Below are 18,612 nucleotides of genomic sequence, written 5' to 3'. Positions count from 1 at the left end.
AATTATGCCGCCTAAAGTCATCTTAATTCTCCCTAAACTGTAACTTCCTGCCTTTTCCTCTTCCAGGCAATCTTTACTAACGCAACCAATACAAAAAGCATCACCAATAAACCCAGCCTAGTGAAAAGGATATAAGGCCTATTAACACTAGAGATATTCTGCATGAAGATAATCGGAAGCCATTCTTGAAAGAACCAAACACCGAGTACAAGAAGTAAAAATAAAGGTGTAACGTATTTAATTACAAATTTATAAACCTTGGGAACCTTCATTTCTGCCCCATGATGAATCTCCTCCCAGGCCTTATCTATGCCAAATACCCAGCCAAAGAGGATGGCCTCAACCGTAGCGAACAAAACCAAAAAGAAAGTTCCTCCCCAGAAGTCCAGCTCATCCACAACGCCATATTTTAAGAAAAATATTGCCGCATGGCTTAAGATAAACACTGTTATTCCAAATAATATTACTGCTTTCTTGCGAGTAATATTAAACTCATCTTCTAAGAAGGCAACCGCCGGCTGAGCCAAGGAAACACTTGAGGTAATCCCAGCAAGAAACAAGAGAAAAAACCAAATAAAGCCAAAGATAAAGGGAAATGGAATCTTAGCTAATATCAGAGGCATGGTAACAAAACCTAAATTGAACACTCCTGACTGGGCAATCTTACTTACCGAATCTGGACCAAAAAATACAAATGCCGCGGGAATAATTATGCTCGCCCCTAAGATAACCTCAGCAAATTCATTAGTACTAACTGCAGAAAGTCCAGAAAGCGCGATATCATCGCCTTTGGATAAGTAACTGGCATAGGTGAGTATGACGCCTATTCCTACACTTAAGGTAAAGAAAACCTGGCCTGCAGCTTCAAGCCAAACCTTTGCTGAGGTTAAAGCAGAAAGATCTGGATTCCATAAAAAACCAAGACCGTTAACTATATTCCAGCTAGGCCGGGTTGGATCTGGTGTCCCTAATGTCAGAACTCTGAGCATGAGCACAAAACCACAAAGAAAAAGAATAGGCATCGCAATCTTGCATAATTTCTCAACGCCGCCTCTTATACCTCTATAGATAATGCCAATATTGACAAAAAAGGTAATGAGGAAAAATATATAGGCAGGTGCGATACTGGCAAAATATTGGTTAGCCTCAAGCCCCTGATAGCCTCGCAGGAAACTCTGCATTGCCTCTTGATTGACTGCAGCAGCATATTTTCCGGTTAAGGCAAAGATGCTATAACCCAGCGTCCAAGATGCAATATAAGAATAATAGATAAAGATTACCAATGGCCCGAAAATGCCGATTACGCCAAAATATTTTATAAACCGGTTTTTCTGCCAAACGCTGTGAAAGATTCCAGGAGCAGTGCCATGACCGAATCCGCCGCCATAACGGCCTAATGTCCATTCTATCCACATTAAGGGAATGCCCAATAATAGCAAGGATACAAAGTAGGGAATCATAAATGCGCCGCCGCCATTTGCAGCTGCCTTGGCAGGAAACCTTAAGAAATTACCCAGGCCCACAGCGCTTCCGGCAACAGCCATAATAATACCCAGACGCGACCCCCAACTATCACGCTTACGAGATTTAGATAAGAAATTTTTACTCATATGTTTCTTATTATACTATTAGCAAAATCTTATTTCAAACTTAAATAGTCTATTTTTCGCTTTCTATTTCAAGGCTCGAGGTTAGAGTTATATCTGTAGCAATCTTCCATAAGGGGATAGCATTATTAGCATATTTAATTTTATAAGATGCTGAAACCACATCGCCTACATTTAAGTTATCTTTTTCTAGCTGTTCTCCAGCCTCGTCTACAATATTTGTCCCTTCTTCTATTATCAAATTTATTCTTTTAAGCTCACTACGATAATATCTATCTTCCTCAGTGTATTCTACAGTTATCGTAGGCTTTTCAGCCTCCAAATCAACAGCTACAATCTTACCGCTTACCTCACGGTTAAACTTAAGTAGCACCGCATGCGCCTGATCAGAAATAATAATAAACATCGAGATAATAAAAATGGCGGATAGTAAAATAAAAATCTTTTTCATGTTTTTCCTCCTTCAATACTGATAAATACGATTTCGCTATTTCTGTTCACAACTTTGAGAATCTTCGAGATATCCACAACAGAGCAAAGCTTAGTAAAAGTACGGTGATGGAAATACTATGTAGTAAAACAGGGCCGATATTGACTCCGACATTAAGAAAATCTAATTTCTTAAGAGAAATTGCCATTACTTGGCCTACAGGCGGGATAAAAAAGAAAGACATATCAATAATTTTCTTAAGCCAAAGAATGTTAAATGAAGAAATAAGAGATTGTATATCTACTCTAGCCAAAGATGTCAGAATAAGTAAAAACGGAAAAATAGCTGAGAGAAAACTGGGCCATAGCGAAAAGAAAAATACTGCCAACGTCGTATATAATATCGCAAGTAATGCAACGGGAAACAAAGCAAGCATTGTTCGGAACAAAAATTCTTTTGAAAACAAAGCAATGATAACTAAAAGCTCTAACGATAAAAAGGCCCAGCAACTTAAAAAAACAACTATTAACGCAATTATTGTTCCGAGAAAAATTTGCGTTGGCTGTATCGGCTTTGAAAGCAAAAAAATAAGATTATCTCTTCTAAATTGCTTCATTAATACCGCAAGGCTTAAAGAGATGCTCAAAAAGATAAGAAAAAGATTTATAGAACCTAATCCGGCTAAGGCAGCATTCTGGCCTGCGTTGCGATATCCAAATTGAGCTAATTCCGGCAGGAAAAAATAAAGAAGTGAAGGAAGGACAAATAGAGCGCCGATACATGTAAATATAAAAAACGTCGGTCCGTATGCCAACTTCAAACTAATGCGAGATATCGCTAAAATTTGGCGCATGACATTTTATTTAAGAGGTTACCTCAAGGAATACATCATCTAAAGAGCGCTGGCTTAACACATCTTCTGTTTTGGCAGATAATTTCAGTTTGCCATCTTTGATTATAGCCAAACGATTACATAGCTTCTCTACCTGGCTTAAGATATGAGAGCTAACAATAACGGTTTTGCCTTCATCTTTTAGGCTGATAATGATATTGCTTAAATGTTTGACGGCAAGTGGGTCTAAATATACTGTGGGCTCATCCAGAATTAACAAGTCTGGCTCATTAATAAGCGCGCAGGCAACACCTATAATTCTTTTCTGGCCGCTAGAAAGAAGGTGGATATGCTTTTTAAGTAGACCTTCGAGGTTGAAAATTTCAATTAAATATTCTATGCGTTTTTTTCTAAGAGCAGAGTTTTGACCAAAGATATTAGCCAAAAATTCCAAAAGTTCTTTTACTGAGACATAATCCGGTAATATATTTTCTTCTGACAAGTAGCCAATTTTGCATCTAAGCTCATCACTATGTACATTAAAATTCTCACCAAAAACCTTAACCTCGCCTCCTGATTGCCTTAGCAATCCGGCAATTATATTTAGGGTGGTGGTCTTGCCGGCTCCGTTTGGTCCGAGAAGGGCAAAGATATCACCTTTGTATATCGTCAGATTCAAGGCATCCAGGGCTTGGACCTTTTCTAGGGAGAATAGATTAAGACGTCTATTGTAATACTTAGTTAAATTATTAATCTCTACAATTTCTTCCGGCATGGTTTTAAGTAAAAATGTCGAATTTATCTAATTAAATAATTACTACAAGGCACTATTTTTCTGAATAAGAAATAACAATATCAAAACGTTCTTGTTTTCTTTTTAAATCTTCAGGAAAAGGCGGAAAAGGACTTGAGGCAAGTACTGCCTTTAAGGCAAGCTCTCCTAAATCATCACTTGTGGCAAAGGCAACCTCTGGATCTGCCAACAACTTACCATCAGCACCCAGAACAAAAGAAATCTCTACTTTCCCAGATGAAAAATCATCTCTGGCAATATTGCTTGCCTGCTCAGCTATAATTTTGCGCAAGCGGGTAAGATATCCAACGTAACTTAAATCTAGGGAATCCTCATCGTTCTTTAATTCTGCTTGGCTCTCCTCGGACTTTAGCGAACGTATCTTGTCTGGCTCAGGTTTATTATAATGCTCTAAAGTATTAATGCTTTCTTCAAATTCTAAGGCATTAGCCTTGGTTTCAACTAAGGAAGGAGAGAGTATATGAGGAGTTAAAAATATTACAAGTTCCTTCTTTCTAACCTCATCACTCGTGTTTTTAAATAGGTGGCCGAGTATGGGTATATCTCCTAAAACCGGGATTTTATTTATTGTCTGAATTATCTCGTCTTTAATTAAACCAGCAATTATTATAGTTGAGCCGTCTTTAACCATCACCGATGTCTCGGCCTCAGAAGTAGAGACAATAGGTATTTCACTTATTGTATCGCCGCTTGTTATCTCTGTGCGTACAGCAGAGCTTACTACTGGCTTTATTTTCATTGTCACAAAACCTTCTTGATTGATAGTGGGCGTAACGTAAAGCTGAACTCCCACATCAACAAAATTAACGCTTTCGGCAGTTATAGTTGCTCCTGTGCCCGATTGAGAAGTAGTCTGGGTAATATAGGCTTCTTTTGTGCCGATAAGAATCTTTGCCTCCTCATTATTCAATGCCGTTACTCTGGGACTTGAGAGAACGCGCGTGTCTCCAATAGTTCTTAGCATGTCAACAACACTTTTATATTCACCTACCTCGTCTATCGCGCTAGTAGTACCCAGTGTCAATGTGCCGCCTGTAGTAAGGCTTAAAGGAAAGGTATTGCCAACCTTGAAATTCTTTTCAATCCAATATTCCCAGTCAATGCCAAGTTGAAACCTATCACTTAAGGTGATTTCAACAATCTTAGAATCAATGAGCACCTGACGCGTACGCGAATCAAAGGCATTAATAATCTTTGCAATATTATCTATTTTTTCAGAATAATCAGTGACAATAATCTTATTAGTGCGCTCATCAATCGTAATGGTTCCTATGTTTTTACTTAGCATTTCTTGAATTTTATTCTGGAGCTTATCCGAATCTGAGTAGTTAAGATCAAATATGCGCGTCTGGGTTGGACGGTCAATATGAAGTAACATCTGGCGCATCTGCGATAATCTCTCTGGGGTATCCATAAGTACAGCTACATTAGATCCCTCATCGACAAAAACCTTACCAATCGTAGACTTCATCTGGTTGAGGGTAGGGACCAAATTCGCTGCCTTAGCATATTTTAACTTTACGACAGAAATCTCTTTTTTGTCGGCAAATTTTTCACCGAAGCGCGCTTCATAATCGCGGTCAGTCATTACACTAATAATTCCATCCTGCTCTTCGTATGCAAGACCATTAGCCAATAAGATTATGTCAAGGGCCTGACGCGGCATAACACCTTTTAAGAAGATGGTGACCTTTCCCACTACATTTTTACCCACGACGATATTTAATCCTGAACGCATAGCCAATGTCTTTAGGACATCTACAATATCCATACCCTTGATATCAAGAGAAATCGTCTCATCCAAGGGCTCTTCTTTAATTTGCAGCTCCTTGTTCATTGGGTCTTCTTGAACTTCTGCTTCTTGCTGGGCAAGGACACCAAAAGGAAAGATCAGAAAAATCACTAATGTCAAAATTGGGAATATTTTCGTATTAATCATAATGGACCTCCATTTAATCTATTATGTCCACCTTAGCCAAACGTGTCCGCAGGTAGACAATCGTTTATAGATACAAATCAAACTTCTCACCCTTATAATCAAATAGCACTTTACCTTTTCCTACTTCTTCAACTAAGAACTCCTTTAAATAATCACCAACACTTAAGGTGTAATTTTTATTTTCGTTCTGATCCTCAACAATTGCTTGAGACTTAATGCCTGAAATTATGCCTAATAATTTTAGCTTACCAACATACTGCTCCGCATCAAATATAGAAGATGCTAAACCTTCGGATATCATCTGCATGCCAGAGGAAGTAAATATATCACGCCTCCTGCCGGCTGACAGATAGTCAGTAAATTCCCCCTCAAGGGTTTCAGGAAAAGAAGCAAATTCTAAATCCTTATCCTTTTCAAATCCCTCTCTTTCTACCTGGCTTATTTCTCTGCTGCTATAGATAATGTTAAAAACAAAAAATAAAAATATAATTACAAGCAAAGTATGCAAGACCTTATTTATAAATTTAAAGCTGAAAATAGGGGTTTTGAGCTTCTTGATCCGCTTTTGATGTGTCCGCAACTTTTGGGTTCGGACTGGAAGCTCTGGCGACGAAGGCTGCACGCTCTCCTGTGCATCGGCCTGCTTTTTCTTCTGCCGGGCCCCCTTTCCAGTAGCGTCTTTAATCAGGCGCAATAATTTTTCTTCTGGTGATGGTCTATCCATTTAAAAAAGACTCTCTGTTTATAATCTCTTCAACAATTCCTCTATCTACTATTCTCTTTTCTTTCATGATCAAAAGTTCCAATGCGTCATGGCAAAGAAGAGTAATCTTGCGCGGATAACCTTGAGTATATTCATAGATTAATCGCATCGCCTCTTCACTAAAGAGGCTGGCTCCTTTATCAAATCCCGCCTGATGTAATCTAAATTCAATCATCTGTTTTGTCTCGTTCTCGCCCAGGGGATTAATTATGTATTTTAAGGCTATACGGTCAGTGAAATTCTTCGCCCTTCTTAAACGTGGTAAGAGTTCCATTTGAGACATAATCACAAGTTGTAATAGTTTATACTCATTGGTTTCATAATTAAGCAGGCTCCTTAGAATCTCAAGGTGATCCGGAGTCAACTTCTGCCCCTCATCAATTAATAAAATTATTGTCTTGTTTTCCTCTACACCTTTTGCGAATAGATAATCCTTTAGTGACTCCTTATAATCCAGCGTGGACTTAAAATTCGGGTGTATCCCCAACATCTTAATCAATGAAGAAAGAAATTGAAATTCAGTTTTGTAATTAGGATCTAGTATGAGGTGAAAAATAAAGTCTGGCTCATTCTTAAATACCTGAAAGAGGGTGCGGCTAAGAGTGGTCTTTCCTGTGCCAATATCACCGACAATAAGACTTAATCCTCTGCGTAAGCGTATGGAGATCTCAAGCCGCCTCAAGGCAGTCTCGTGACCTAGGGAATGATAAAGAAATTCAGGATCTGGGCTTGTCGAAAATGGTTCCTGGGTTAGGCCAAGTTGGCTAAAATAGCTCATTTTTCTATTAGCTACTTAGTATACTTTTTATGTTTAATAATTTCTTTTATGCACGCAATGGATTTTTTTTCTTTACGCAGTTGCCGAATATAACCTAGGAGTTTAACTGTATTGTCTGTAAAATAACGGAAGTTAGTTTCCGGGCTACGGCCAAACTCCTTAATAAGACCAATTTTAAGATAATATTTTATAGTATGCGTTGAATAGCCTGTAATTCTTGCTAAGTCTTTTAATAGATATATGTTGCGAACCATAATCACTCTCCACCTAGAGAGTGATTTTACCGCAAAAATTAAACCTTGTCAAGTAATTTTTAATGGGTTCTGACTTCATTTAAGGAATTGCCACTCTAGAGACGGTTAATGTGGCATTAAGGAGATTCCCCTTAGAGATTCTTGAGCTGAGGTTAAACTTCTCAATCCTCAACAGGAGTTGTGAGGATTCTAACGAAAATATAAATCTTAAAATTTGCTGGCTTGTTCCTTCAGACTTTAATTCAATGAGAAATCTCTTATAAAACCTCTTATCTTCTATCTCATGAGGTCTTAAATTCAAGATATTCACACCTGCCTCTTTGGCTATTGACTCTATTTCAGAAAGTAAGCGGGCCATTTCCAAATCCTGGCTTTCACCCATCTTAATCGCAGCAATGAATGCATCATATTGACTTTGCACTGATCCGCCTTTAGAAAGTCGCCTCGCCCTTACCAGTTCTATCTCTTTTGCTTTAACCTCTTGTGTTAATCTCTGATTTAAATTAAACAAAGGCAACAAGATAAATTTGAATATCAGGCTAAAGGCAATAATTAATATAGTAAAATAAAAAATGTTCTTTTCTCTTTTCGACAGCTGACTTATCAATTTCATTTTATTCTCTAGCTATTCGCTATCCTTTAGGGGACAATCTATCTGAAAATCCGTAATTTCAACTGTTTTGACTTTTCTCTTCGTAGCATAACGCACGCGTACGTCTTGGAAATATGTACTTTTTTCCAAGGCCCCTACAAGAGTAAAGACATTAGATAATTTATCGGCCTGCCCCTTTATTATCAAAATCTCATCTTTTTGAATACTAAGGCTATTTAAATATATCTTGTCAGGAATGATAGTGTATATTTCTTTTATAAGCTGGGCGGTAAAAACCTTTGATTTTAACTGCTCGCGTATTATCTCCAGGCGTGAACTTATCTTCTCTCTCATAGTGGCTTCTGGCAATAATGTTGCTATCTTCTGCTCTAATGTTTTTAAGAGCCTCTGTTTATCATAAATATGTTTAACAAAGAGACCAAAAGAAAATGCAATAATTAATAGAACTAAAGATATACATTTGACTCGTTCCTTTTTTAGCCTTTGCCAATTTAGCCTGGCCTTAATATCCGCAGGTAAAAGATTTATAGAAAAATTCTGCCTGCTAACTGCAGCTCCCATAACTGAGGTAAAGGAGGTATCTGATTCTCGTAAGGTCTTTGCTATTGAGGCCTGCGACTTAATACATTCCTCCTCAAGTCTAGAGATAATTTCTACAGGACGAGAAAAATTTTCGGATAATGCCTTATCCGTATCCTTTGTGGCTAAACGGCTGCCGCTTAAGATAAGGCGAGTTATATTCTGCTTACCTATTTCCTTTTCAGCAGTCTCCAATGTACGCCTTATCTCATCCTGAAGTTTATTCTGCCAGGATAGACCTTGCGTATCTTGTAATTCGCGTGAAAAACTACGAGTAAAAATTAGTTCTCCCCCATTTATAATCATAATATCAACACTACTCGTATCGACATCAATAAGAACAATCGTCTCATTTTTAATGTTCACTTTATTAATAAATCTTAGCCAGTGAGCACATACTTCTGAACTTAAAATAACACTTGAGGCCTCTATGCCTATGGCCTTAAGAAACGAAAGATAACGCCTTACTAGATTTTCTTGGGCTAAAATCACAATACAATAAGTATAACCTTCACTATCAGAAGTAATCTTTTTGTAACTGGATAGTATTTCTCCCGGTGCATAAGGAAGCAATTTAGGGATTTGAAGCATAAGCATCTTTTCAATCTCTTGCTCTTCTAAACTGGGCAGCTTAAGATAGCGGGTTGTTACGTTGTGGCGAGGCAGACAAAGAAGGCAATTTGTAATTTCGATTTGCTCCTTGCTTAAGAGGCTCCTAATCTTGCCTTGAGTTTCTTTCTTAGATAGGTCGCCGACGCGGGAGTAAAAAAGATGGGTAAATTTTGGTTTTCCTAAAATTGACTCTGCCTGAGCAATTTTAATCGAGTCATGATTCAGCTCGACGCTGCTAAAGACATTCTTCTTGGCTTTTAATCTCTTCATTGTATTAATACTCTTGCCATTTAACTACCTTGGGCATCTTTACTGCTGCTCGGTCTTTCTCTAATATACACAATGCCCTCTTCTGAGCAACTTTATTTAAAGACTGGGCCCAAATATCTGCCCGAAAAAAACTGGAGTTGAACTTAATTATATCCGCGCACTTAGCAAACTCACCCAAAGAAGTTTGGCTACTCAAGGCCAAAACAATATCTTGGAACTTTTCAAAAATTCTATCATCTACAGTTCCGATCTCACCATCATCGCCAAGCCTATAATCAACAACCTCACCAGCTAATTTCCTGGCAGTCGAATCCAAAGTTCCGCGACTAATAAGCAGGGAACTCAAGAGGAGCTCACTTACAGTATTAATATTTATTTTACCATCACCATAAACAGTTATAAAGGGTTTAATTTTTTCAAATTTATCAGGATCCATGCCTTTAATAAATAATAATTCTTCAATGCTAGATAAGGGTGCGTTTTTACAATGATAAGGCATATCCAGGCCAGTATAGTAATCATCCTCAGCTCCGTCAAAAGATGTAATCTCATCCTCATCAATCCAATCTAAAATGGAAGCGGATATTTCTCTGGAATTCTCTATTTCAGCTTCTAGAAAAAATGTCTGCAAGTGATTGGCCGTAGCGGTATTGATATTCAGCCTCGCCTGCTCATCGCTAAGCCCATAGAGTAAAGATAGGACGCCAGTTTCATCATCTACTTTATGTATTATGCTAAATACAGCCTGTTTAAGCTTGACATCCTTAAAGATTGACTCGTTAAATTCATCCCATATACCATTAGCCCAGATCTCGTTCATGCTGTCGTAACCATTTATATCTTGGGCGATGATATAAGCTGCTGATTGTACTGCAGCCTCTAAGGCAGAGCAGGCCTTTAATCTGTCACGAGAGAATCTAATCAGATGAAGCTCAATAGATATGCGATGTGCCAGGCCAATAGCCAATAAAGTCAGAATAGCTACGATCCATAAGGCAACAATTAGAATCAAGGCCTTATTGTTAACTTTTTTATACGGCTTTATGTAATCCATAACTCCTAACAATAATACCCCATTATTCCTCAGGCCTTCCTAATTCTCCCGTCGGAATATATATGATTTTTGTCAACTCTATGGGTTGGCCCGTTTCAGGTTCATCTATCTTCAAATAAATCTTTACTGCTAAAGGCAACTCATCGCTTGCCAGCCAGTAATCATTCCAAACTACTGATTGAGCCTCTTCATCTTTATAGGGAAATTCAATGCTGAATTCACTTAAATTATCCAGCAGGAGACCAGCACTTACTTCTTCTTCGGAAAATGCCAAATTGCCAGCAAAAACCTTTCTAAATAATTCTTTATCCTCTTTCCAATATTCTATCTTGCAAATCTGAAAGTTATCTTTATGTTGTTCTGAAGTAAAATTCTTAAGAGTATAAAATGAGACCTTCGATTCTTCTGCTTTAAATCTGACATCGGATTCAGAAAATTTATAGCTATTTCGTAAATCCAAGGCAATTGAATCTAAGGCCAGACGTATCCCTTGATAGCAAGAGGCAAACCTCTCACCTCTTTTGTATGCAGTCAATCCTACTCTAAATGCCGAATACAGCGAGGTAACAATAATGGAAAATATCAAAATTGCAATTAAGAGCTCAACAAAAGTTATGCCTCTCTTATACCTAAGCACACTACTCTTTAGCCGATAGTTTAAGATATTAAAAATCATGCTAGACTGCCTCACTCTTCTACTTGTGCCGTCAGCACATACGTCGATGTTGAGAATTCTCCCTTTGTCCAGGAGACAGTCAAAACCATCTCTGAAAGATTAGGAAAATCCGTTAAAAATAATTCTTGCCTCAAATTAAAGTCTGTTTTACCTTTAGAAACTTTAGAGCTTTTAGGGAAATCCCCTCTACTTAGAAAAGGTTGGGAGTAGGTTTCTAACTTGACATCCCAGTTGAGTTCATCCATTAACATCAATGCCTCTGTATAAAGAGAGGCTCGTCTTGCAGCAAAAAGAGAAGAGCTTAATGCCTGAACAATAAATACAATCGCCGTACCTAGAACTACTACAGTTATCAACACTTCAATCAAAAGAAAACCAGCTCTTGCCTTATCCCTTAACCTACTATAAGAGTTCTGATTTAAAAACCCACGGAATCGCTTAAAAATCTGCTTAGTCATTATATCCTATTCTTTTTCCTCAATAATCTTAAATTCGCCAAAGACCCCTGACTTTCCTATTGTATAGACTCTGCCATCAGTATTTTTAAGAACAACTATTATTTCATCAGAATCTCCGCTTGGATAAAAATTGACATGATCTGCTGAGGTCTTAATGTTGATATCGTCTGTTATCTGAGCTATCTTTCCGAAGCGACCACTAATAGGCTGGAAGCCTTCGATTTTGTCATCGCTTTCTGTGCTGAGTGAGTAACTCTTATCTTCGATATCAAAATTTAGACGATAAATCCTTGACTCGACAATTGCCTTAGCCCGAGCATAGCGCGCAGTACTTAAAATATTAAGGGCAATATTTTCTAAATTCAGACGGTTATATGTTTTTTTGAATGCAGGCAGACTAATTCCAACCATTACGGAAAGAACCGCTACAACCAATAGAAGTTCAATTAACGTGAAGGCGAATTTATTTTTATGGAGAGATCTCACTTTGCCAGCTGGTAATATCATCAGCGCTTTCGATCCCGTCAGGCCCTAAACTGGATAGATCGTAATCCTGGCTGTGGTCTCCGGGAGATTTGTATACATAAGCTCTTTTCCATGGATCTTGGGGTATCTTTTTCAGATAAGGCCCGTGCCAATTGTTAGGTAGGGGCGAAACATCCGATTCAACAACCAATGTCCTTAAACCCTGTTCTGTCGTAGGATATCTTCCGTTGTCAAGCTCATACATATCTAAGGCTGTAGCTATATTGGCATTTATATCCGCGCCTGCTGCCGCAATCCTTGCTTGTTCTGACCTTCCGGCAAGACGCGGCAGAACCATAGAAACAAGGACGCCGATGATGATTACAACGAGCATTAATTCGATCAACGTAAAGCCACTATTACTCTTGCGCATATTTACCTCCGGTTATCTGCGATCATCCCTGCATCAACCCACAATCAAGTTAATCTGGAAAATTGGAAGCAGCATTGCTATTACTATAAAACCAACAACTAAACCAATGAGGAAAATGAGTGTTGGCTCTAAGGCTACGGTAAATGTCTTAATAATCCTTTCTACATCACGCTCAAAACTGCTTGCTAAACGCGCAAGCGACCTATCTAAACTTCCTGATTCTTCTGCAACGGCAATAATACTGGAGACGAATGCAGGAAAATATTTGCTCTCCTTTATTGAGGTTGAAAGACTAGCTCCCTCGCGTATTGCAGTAGACATTGTCTTTACCTCTTGCCTGATCATTCCGTTAGATAAGGTATTAGCCACCAGCTCTAAGGCAGTCACAATTGGAATACCGCTTGCTAAGAGTAGAGATAAGGTGCGAGAAAATTGAACGATGTGTTGTTTACGAATGAACATCCCTAAAAGAGGAGTTTTGAGTTTGCTGCGGTCAACAAAAATTCTACCTTCTTTTGTTTTAATCCTCTTATTAATGAAGAAAAATAAAACTACTATAATTGCAAAAAAAACAAAAAAATAATTTACTATCATTGAGCTTATACCCACGACTATCTGTGTGGGAAGAGGCAACACCTGACCCATATCCTCAAACATTACCCCGATACGCGGAATGACAAAAATCAAAAGGACTGCTACTGTTAAAATGCCTACTGCCAAAACCAATACAGGATAAACTAAAGCAGAGATTATTCTCTGACGTAGATCTTCGCCTTTTTCTAAAAAATCAGCTAAGGTATCTAATACGTGATTTAACCTTCCACTCAATTCGCCGCTTCTTACAACATTGATATAAAGGCTAGAGAAAATATCTTTATGGTGGCTTAGACTTTCGGAGAATGATGCACCATCTTTTACATTTTGGGCAATATCATCAACGAGAGAAACTAAAGCAGGCATTACTAATTGGCTTTTTATGGCATTAAGGGCTGGGAGGATATTTAATCCAGCTTCCAAGAGGCTTGCTAACTGGCGGGTCAAGCTAATAACTTCCTGATTTTTAATCTTGTTTCTCTGTCCAAACCTAGCGAATAAAGATATATTCTTTGACTGCTTATAAGGCCGTACCTCTACAGGAAACAGCCCTAAATCACTTATCTTCTTAATTGCCTGTTCTTGATTTTCAGCCTCGATTGAGCCTTGTTCTAATTTGCTGGGACCTAATTTTGCCTTGTAGGTAAATGTAGGCATAATCTTAAGTAGTCTAAAGATCTAAGACTATTAACTCATCCTATACTGGTAATTCTTCCTGCTGCGTTAGGCGGATGACCTCATCTATTGTAGTAATCCCTTCTAAGACCTTCTGCCAGCCATCCTGCCTTAAAGTAAGCATGCCTAAATCTATGGCCTTCTTTTTTATCTGCTGACTTGAGGCGCGACTTAAGATGAGCTCGCGTATAGGTTCCCTTACTAATAAAATCTCATATATCCCGGTTCTTCCGCGAAAACCTGTCATACGACAATCAGAACAGCCTTTGCCTTTATATGTCAAGACTTCATTCTCTTCAATGCGAAATCCCAATTCCTTAAGGGCAGCCTTGCTCATCTTCTGCTTGTTTTTACACTTAGGGCATATCACTCTCACCAAGCGCTGGGCAATCAAACACTCTATACTGGAAGAGATTAAAAACGGTTCAACGCCCATATCCAGAAGCCGCGTTACTGCACCAGAGGCATCATTTGTATGCAGAGTTGAAAATACAAGGTGGCCAGTTAAGGCAGCTCGGATTGCAATCTCTGCAGTATCAAAATCACGCACCTCTCCTACCATCATAACATCCGGGTCATGACGCAACATAGAGCGCAATCCTTGGGCAAAATCAAAACCGATTTTGGGCTGCACTTGAAGTTGAATAACACCTTTAAGTTGATATTCAATTGGATCCTCAATGGTAATTATCTTTAAGGGGCTCTTGTTTATCTTAGCTAGGCCCGCATAAAGCGTAGTAGTCTTACCGCTTCCAGTCGGGCCGGTAACAAAGATTATACCGTGGGATGTCTTAATCGCTTGCTCAATTATCTTAAGGTCCTTTTCAAGTAGGCCTAACTTCCCTAACTCCAAAAATGATTCTGGACTTAAGATTCTAATATGTACTGATTCTCCAAAATTAGAAGGTATTATGGAAACACGCAGGTCCAGTTGATATTTACCGATCTTCACTTTAATCCGGCCGTCTTGAGGAAGCCGTCTCTCAGCAATATCTAAATTAGACATAATCTTAACGCGCGAGACAATGGAGGCATGTAGATAGCGCAGATTAGAAGGAATGTTGATTGCATAGAGAACACCATCGATTCTAAAACGCACACGCAATTCATCTTCGAAAGGCTCAATATGAACATCAGTAGCCCTGTCCTTAAGGGCCTGAACAAGCAGCTGATTTACAAATTTGACAATTGAGGCATCTTCTGCCATTGCCTCCAGGTCCTCGATATCGGCCTTGGTTGAAATTGGCTTCTTTGTCTGGGGAGAAGTCTCTTTAACAATCCTATCAACAGTTTCTGCGCCTATGCCGTAATATTTTCTGATTGATTCTGCAATATCGTTATCGCCTGCTAATACAGGAACCACTTCTACGCCTAAAAAAAGACGGATATCATCAAGGGTATGCAAATCCAAGGGGTCACTCATAGCAATGGTCAATTTATTACCTACCATAGAAATGGGCATCAACTTATAATGGGAAACAAATTTTGCCGGAACCTTCTTTATTACCTCAGGAGCAATATTTATGTTTTTGATGCGGATATAGGGTATGCCTAACTGATTGGCTAGAATAGGAAAAATCTCTTCCTCTTTTGCAAATCCTAAATTTACAATTATCTGGCAAAGATAACCGCTGGTTTTTCTCTGTTCCCGCAGGGCAACCTCTAACTCCTCTGCAGTAACTATCTTCTCAGCTACAAGAATCTGACCGATTGTTTTTGTGGAATCGCGTAGAGGCACTCTGTACTCCTTTTAATTTCAATGTAAATTATACAACCTAAAACGCAAAAAGTAAACCCCGTTAAATGTTTGTTACCTAACGGGGCAAATCTAGCCCCTAACGGAGAAGGCCCTGTCAGATAAATCCAACAGGGCCTTATTCTCCTCCATGGCTGGTGGAGAGAATTCATTATAATCTATTAGTTTCCTACGCACACCGGTGCTGGGCCGCCCTTGAAGATGTAGTGAAGCAGATAAACAGCATCACCTATATTAACACTACCGTCTCCATTGGCATCGCCTGCCTCCAGAGGTTCAGGTGCTGGGCCGCCCTTAAAACTATAATTAATCAAATAAACAGGATCTCCTATATTGAGGCTACAATCTGCATTAGCATCACCGCAGAGGAAAAGATGTGGTTGTTCATCTGCAAATTTATCTTGTAAAGTGTAATACACTAAACGAGGTGTCATAATATCTGGCCCCCCATCATCAGGGTATGGACGGCTAATAGCCATAATCCCCCACCATTCAGAATTAAAAAAATTATCCGGACTAGCAGGCCACCAATCAATTCTTTCTTCATCATCAAGAGGATCAGGAGGACAGTCAGTATCAGTAGGGCCAACGCCATCGTAATCATGGATACCTGATTCTTCCCATTCAATCGGCTTCCACCACTCATCTGAATATTCCATAACTGTTGCTCCTATGCTTATCCCACACTTGGCAACTGATGAATTAGCAGCAATCTCATCCCAAAGCTTACCAACCCATTGAGCTTGGATATCCTGATTTTCAAAACCAATCCCAGGCTGCTCATCCTGCCAGTCATCAACATGCCAGGCATCTACGCCGTATTCAGCTATCCAAATTGGTTTATCTGAGTTAGCTGCAAAATCAGAGAACAGCTCACCAAAAGAATCCCCTCTATAGACGTTCGCTCCCCAAATATCCAAATGGCTCATCTGTGCATCTGTCGTTCCAAAATCATAATTTCCAATAACAACAGTATCTTTATCAAACATGATATCTCCGTTAACAACTGCAACTGGATGATAATAACCAAAGTTATCAGGATCTTCAACCTCATGAGCAATCTCAGCCATCTTATCTACGAACGCATACCACTCATGCAATCTATCCGGCGGTATATGAAAGTTGTTTTCGTTACCGATAGCCCAAAAGAGAATAGCAGGATCCCATTTAAATTTATTAACATAGGCTCGGAATCTAGATAACAAATCATCTTGTTCAAGGCTGCCCTCAGTAAGAAAAGCTAATTCATCATATATTACCTTCCCATCCTCACAGCGCGGCTGTTGCGTCTGGATCCAAAATCCCGCTATGACCTTGATACCGTATTCATCTGCAATATCAAGCGTTCCTGGGTTTTCTGGATTAAAAGTCCTGGTGATCTTACAAGGAAATTTGCCATTATCTTCTTCAGTATCATCTCCTTTCCAGATACGAATAGTGTTACAATTCATTGCTTGTAACAGGGAAAAATCACGATGAAGAATTTGGCTATCATTAAATATATTGGGTTTATTCCACTCAGTAGGCTGTCTGCCTATTGGATAAGGACTATAGCCAACACCCTTAATAAAATATAGTTCATATATTCCGTCTTTATCAAAATCTACTAAAAGCTTTCTACCTTCTATCTTGACATAGCCGTAAGGTTGCGTCTGCCCTGCCACTTGGCTATCTGTTTTTACGTCTAGAGTCAAATCAATAGCAGATAGTCGAGCTGTCCAAGAAATGCATATCAAACATACTAATATAAATAACCTTGTCTTTTTCATTCTAGGTCTTCTCCTATCTATTCTCTATTTATCTATTGCCCTTCGAACCGCTCTAAGGCCTTGAGGATATGTTGCTTTAACTCTTCTTTAGAATCAACGCCTTTACCTCCAACACCCATCTCCATCATCAAGTTAACCAATGCCTCGATTATCTGGGTGCGAGAAAGTTTCATCCCTGTTGAAAACCAGGCGTCTTTTCCTAGCTTGTCTAAGAAGTCTATCTCCTCGCGGTTTAGGAAGGTAACTACCTTTTGTTTTAGTGCTTTTCTTTTAGCGTCCATCTTCAATCACCCCACTTTTCATCAATTATACTTCAAAAAAATCCCCAAGCCTAAAAGGACAGCTTGGGGCAAATAATATTCTATAAATAGTTTATATCTTGGTAACCCAGCTGCCATGTCCCTAAAACATCTAGGGGACTTTAGGCCTTATGGCTTTGCCTTCCCTTAGGAAGATCCCTTCCGGGATGCCCTCTGGCTTTCACCAGAGTTCGCCTTTTTCAAGATTTAATCTTAGCCTTAATAAAGATTATTATAACTTCTGCTCTTTGAGCAGCCTTGGTATCTTGCCTCCTTCTTCCCAATTCATATAATAACTATACTTATGCAACTTTCCGTTGCGCTTTAGCTCTAACTCTATCTCTTCTTCATTTCTTAATTTATTATAAACATCTAAGGCTTGTTTTACACCTGTCAATTTCTGGTTATTGACCGAAATAACTATATCACCTTCGCTCACGCCAGTTGCCTTAGCAAGCTCTTCATCATTGATACGCACAATCTTTAATCCTGCTAACTTGCCCTTTTCAATGTGAGGAAACACAATACCAGCGCCAAAAACTTCGTTCAGATTCTTATAGCGCTCATTTAAAGCAGTGCGGTTAACAATGCGTTCGTTTCCAGAAACGATTGTGATGAATTCAGCGCCGCCTCCTAAGGGCAGCCTTAAGGAGGAAATCTTTCCTTGCCTTAAAAGTTCTACCTCTGCCCGTTTTATTCTAACAATGTAATATCCATCAAGAATTTGGCCAACCTTGTAACTTGCATCTTTATCATTCGTGCTATCTCTAATGATTGCCAAGGAGTCTCTAGGATTATCCTTGACAATCGTACCAATCAAGATATGGCGAGAATTCAATATCTGATTCTTTTCAAAATCAGTGGCATAGCAGGAAATGTTGATTGCAAATATAAACCCCAGGGTCATAGCAATAATCATCTTTGTTCTTTTGATAATCATGA

Annotated in this window: 20 protein-coding genes and 1 riboswitch; of the genes, 1 reads left to right on the top strand and 19 read right to left on the bottom strand. The window is 38.9% G+C overall.

Annotated elements, in window-relative coordinates; translation table 11 throughout:
- Nucleotides 1-32: 32 nt before the first annotated feature.
- Together KJ593_00955 and KJ593_00950 are read right to left on the bottom strand one after the other, a co-directional pair.
- Nucleotides 33-1,610 (bottom strand): sodium-dependent transporter, encoded by a 1,578-nt coding sequence (locus KJ593_00955; GenBank protein MBU2540449.1) that lies wholly within the window; start codon nt 1,608-1,610, stop codon nt 33-35.
- A 49-nt stretch (nt 1,611-1,659) separates the two neighbouring features.
- Entirely contained in the window at nt 1,660-2,058 is a 399-nt protein-coding gene (locus KJ593_00950; GenBank protein MBU2540448.1) for a hypothetical protein, read from the bottom strand.
- A gap of 107 nt (nt 2,059-2,165) precedes the next feature.
- Between KJ593_00950 and KJ593_00945 the strand changes: the two genes are divergently transcribed.
- The gene (locus KJ593_00945) at nt 2,166-2,759 is read left to right on the top strand and encodes a hypothetical protein (GenBank protein ID MBU2540447.1); all 594 of its coding nucleotides are present in this window, start codon (nt 2,166-2,168) and stop codon (nt 2,757-2,759) included.
- 141 nt (nt 2,760-2,900) lie between these two features.
- Here the strand turns inward: KJ593_00945 and KJ593_00940 are convergent, their stop codons facing one another.
- The 17 genes from KJ593_00940 to KJ593_00860 all read right to left on the bottom strand — a co-directional run bounded on the left by KJ593_00940 (nt 2,901) and on the right by KJ593_00860 (nt 18,610).
- Nucleotides 2,901-3,644, bottom strand: coding sequence for an ABC transporter ATP-binding protein (locus tag KJ593_00940; GenBank protein ID MBU2540446.1), 744 nt, complete (start codon nt 3,642-3,644; stop codon nt 2,901-2,903).
- Between the two features lie 52 nt (nt 3,645-3,696).
- Nucleotides 3,697-5,622, bottom strand: a complete 1,926-nt coding sequence (locus KJ593_00935) for a hypothetical protein (protein ID MBU2540445.1) — start codon at nt 5,620-5,622, stop codon at nt 3,697-3,699.
- Nucleotides 5,623-5,686: 64 nt separating this feature from the next.
- A complete protein-coding gene (locus KJ593_00930; protein MBU2540444.1) occupies nt 5,687-6,346 on the bottom strand; it encodes a hypothetical protein in 660 nt (219 codons plus the stop codon).
- Entirely contained in the window at nt 6,339-7,163 is an 825-nt protein-coding gene (locus tag KJ593_00925) for an AAA family ATPase (protein MBU2540443.1), read from the bottom strand. The genes KJ593_00930 and KJ593_00925 overlap by 8 nt, the downstream gene beginning before the upstream one ends.
- Before the next feature lie 11 nt (nt 7,164-7,174).
- On the bottom strand, nt 7,175-7,417 hold the full coding sequence (locus KJ593_00920; protein MBU2540442.1) for a MerR family transcriptional regulator: 243 nt from the start codon (nt 7,415-7,417) through the stop codon (nt 7,175-7,177).
- Nucleotides 7,418-7,496: 79 nt separating this feature from the next.
- Nucleotides 7,497-8,030 (bottom strand): type 4a pilus biogenesis protein PilO, encoded by a 534-nt coding sequence (locus tag KJ593_00915; protein MBU2540441.1) that lies wholly within the window; start codon nt 8,028-8,030, stop codon nt 7,497-7,499.
- Between the two features lie 12 nt (nt 8,031-8,042).
- The gene (locus KJ593_00910; GenBank protein ID MBU2540440.1) at nt 8,043-9,491 is read right to left on the bottom strand and encodes a PilN domain-containing protein; all 1,449 of its coding nucleotides are present in this window, start codon (nt 9,489-9,491) and stop codon (nt 8,043-8,045) included.
- Nucleotides 9,492-9,495: 4 nt separating this feature from the next.
- A complete protein-coding gene (locus tag KJ593_00905; protein MBU2540439.1) occupies nt 9,496-10,545 on the bottom strand; it encodes a general secretion pathway protein GspK in 1,050 nt (349 codons plus the stop codon).
- Between the two features lie 22 nt (nt 10,546-10,567).
- Nucleotides 10,568-11,221 (bottom strand): prepilin-type N-terminal cleavage/methylation domain-containing protein, encoded by a 654-nt coding sequence (locus KJ593_00900; GenBank protein MBU2540438.1) that lies wholly within the window; start codon nt 11,219-11,221, stop codon nt 10,568-10,570.
- 11 nt (nt 11,222-11,232) lie between these two features.
- The gene (locus KJ593_00895) at nt 11,233-11,679 is read right to left on the bottom strand and encodes a type II secretion system GspH family protein (GenBank protein ID MBU2540437.1); all 447 of its coding nucleotides are present in this window, start codon (nt 11,677-11,679) and stop codon (nt 11,233-11,235) included.
- A gap of 6 nt (nt 11,680-11,685) precedes the next feature.
- Nucleotides 11,686-12,165: a prepilin-type N-terminal cleavage/methylation domain-containing protein gene (locus KJ593_00890; protein ID MBU2540436.1), complete on the bottom strand. Its 480-nt coding sequence runs from the start codon at nt 12,163-12,165 to the stop codon at nt 11,686-11,688.
- Nucleotides 12,149-12,577: a type II secretion system major pseudopilin GspG gene (gspG, locus tag KJ593_00885; protein ID MBU2540435.1), complete on the bottom strand. Its 429-nt coding sequence runs from the start codon at nt 12,575-12,577 to the stop codon at nt 12,149-12,151. The genes KJ593_00890 and gspG overlap by 17 nt, the downstream gene beginning before the upstream one ends.
- 33 nt (nt 12,578-12,610) lie before the next feature.
- On the bottom strand, nt 12,611-13,828 hold the full coding sequence (locus KJ593_00880) for a type II secretion system F family protein (GenBank protein ID MBU2540434.1): 1,218 nt from the start codon (nt 13,826-13,828) through the stop codon (nt 12,611-12,613).
- Nucleotides 13,829-13,868: 40 nt separating this feature from the next.
- Entirely contained in the window at nt 13,869-15,584 is a 1,716-nt protein-coding gene (gene tadA / locus KJ593_00875) for a Flp pilus assembly complex ATPase component TadA (GenBank protein ID MBU2540433.1), read from the bottom strand.
- Nucleotides 15,585-15,763: 179 nt separating this feature from the next.
- The gene (locus KJ593_00870) at nt 15,764-17,371 is read right to left on the bottom strand and encodes a hypothetical protein (GenBank protein ID MBU2540432.1); all 1,608 of its coding nucleotides are present in this window, start codon (nt 17,369-17,371) and stop codon (nt 15,764-15,766) included.
- A gap of 32 nt (nt 17,372-17,403) precedes the next feature.
- Nucleotides 17,404-17,652: a hypothetical protein gene (locus KJ593_00865; protein MBU2540431.1), complete on the bottom strand. Its 249-nt coding sequence runs from the start codon at nt 17,650-17,652 to the stop codon at nt 17,404-17,406.
- Between the two features lie 97 nt (nt 17,653-17,749).
- Nucleotides 17,750-17,876: riboswitch (cyclic di-GMP riboswitch) on the bottom strand.
- A gap of 26 nt (nt 17,877-17,902) precedes the next feature.
- Nucleotides 17,903-18,610, bottom strand: coding sequence for a PDZ domain-containing protein (locus tag KJ593_00860; protein ID MBU2540430.1), 708 nt, complete (start codon nt 18,608-18,610; stop codon nt 17,903-17,905).
- Nucleotides 18,611-18,612 lie beyond the last annotated feature (2 nt).

The organism is Candidatus Omnitrophota bacterium (genome assembly GCA_018830005.1).
Classification (GTDB): Bacteria; Omnitrophota; Gorgyraeia; order JAHJTE01; family JAHJTE01; genus JAHJTE01.
The sequence above is the reverse complement of the archived record's forward strand: the minus strand, read 5'-3'. Positions and strand labels throughout refer to the sequence as shown.

Bases quoted from the DNA above. Each gene is read 5' to 3' on its own strand.
- KJ593_00950 (MBU2540448.1), bottom strand. From the start codon at position 2,058: ATGAAAAAGATTTTTATTTTACTATCCGCCATTTTTATTATCTCGATG.
- KJ593_00895 (MBU2540437.1), bottom strand. From the start codon at position 11,679: ATGACTAAGCAGATTTTTAAGCGATTCCGTGGGTTTTTAAATCAGAAC.
- KJ593_00925 (MBU2540443.1), bottom strand. From the start codon at position 7,163: ATGAGCTATTTTAGCCAACTTGGCCTAACCCAGGAACCATTTTCGACA.
- KJ593_00945 (MBU2540447.1), top strand. From the start codon at position 2,166: ATGGAAATACTATGTAGTAAAACAGGGCCGATATTGACTCCGACATTA.
- KJ593_00940 (MBU2540446.1), bottom strand. From the start codon at position 3,644: ATGCCGGAAGAAATTGTAGAGATTAATAATTTAACTAAGTATTACAAT.
- KJ593_00930 (MBU2540444.1), bottom strand. From the start codon at position 6,346: ATGGATAGACCATCACCAGAAGAAAAATTATTGCGCCTGATTAAAGAC.
- KJ593_00880 (MBU2540434.1), bottom strand. From the start codon at position 13,828: ATGCCTACATTTACCTACAAGGCAAAATTAGGTCCCAGCAAATTAGAA.
- KJ593_00910 (MBU2540440.1), bottom strand. From the start codon at position 9,491: ATGAAGAGATTAAAAGCCAAGAAGAATGTCTTTAGCAGCGTCGAGCTG.
- KJ593_00920 (MBU2540442.1), bottom strand. From the start codon at position 7,417: ATGGTTCGCAACATATATCTATTAAAAGACTTAGCAAGAATTACAGGC.
- KJ593_00900 (MBU2540438.1), bottom strand. From the start codon at position 11,221: ATGATTTTTAATATCTTAAACTATCGGCTAAAGAGTAGTGTGCTTAGG.
- KJ593_00865 (MBU2540431.1), bottom strand. From the start codon at position 17,652: ATGGACGCTAAAAGAAAAGCACTAAAACAAAAGGTAGTTACCTTCCTA.
- KJ593_00870 (MBU2540432.1), bottom strand. From the start codon at position 17,371: ATGAAAAAGACAAGGTTATTTATATTAGTATGTTTGATATGCATTTCT.
- KJ593_00935 (MBU2540445.1), bottom strand. From the start codon at position 5,622: ATGATTAATACGAAAATATTCCCAATTTTGACATTAGTGATTTTTCTG.
- KJ593_00860 (MBU2540430.1), bottom strand. From the start codon at position 18,610: ATGATTATCAAAAGAACAAAGATGATTATTGCTATGACCCTGGGGTTT.
- KJ593_00905 (MBU2540439.1), bottom strand. From the start codon at position 10,545: ATGGATTACATAAAGCCGTATAAAAAAGTTAACAATAAGGCCTTGATT.
- KJ593_00915 (MBU2540441.1), bottom strand. From the start codon at position 8,030: ATGAAATTGATAAGTCAGCTGTCGAAAAGAGAAAAGAACATTTTTTAT.
- gspG (MBU2540435.1), bottom strand. From the start codon at position 12,577: ATGCGCAAGAGTAATAGTGGCTTTACGTTGATCGAATTAATGCTCGTT.
- KJ593_00955 (MBU2540449.1), bottom strand. From the start codon at position 1,610: ATGAGTAAAAATTTCTTATCTAAATCTCGTAAGCGTGATAGTTGGGGG.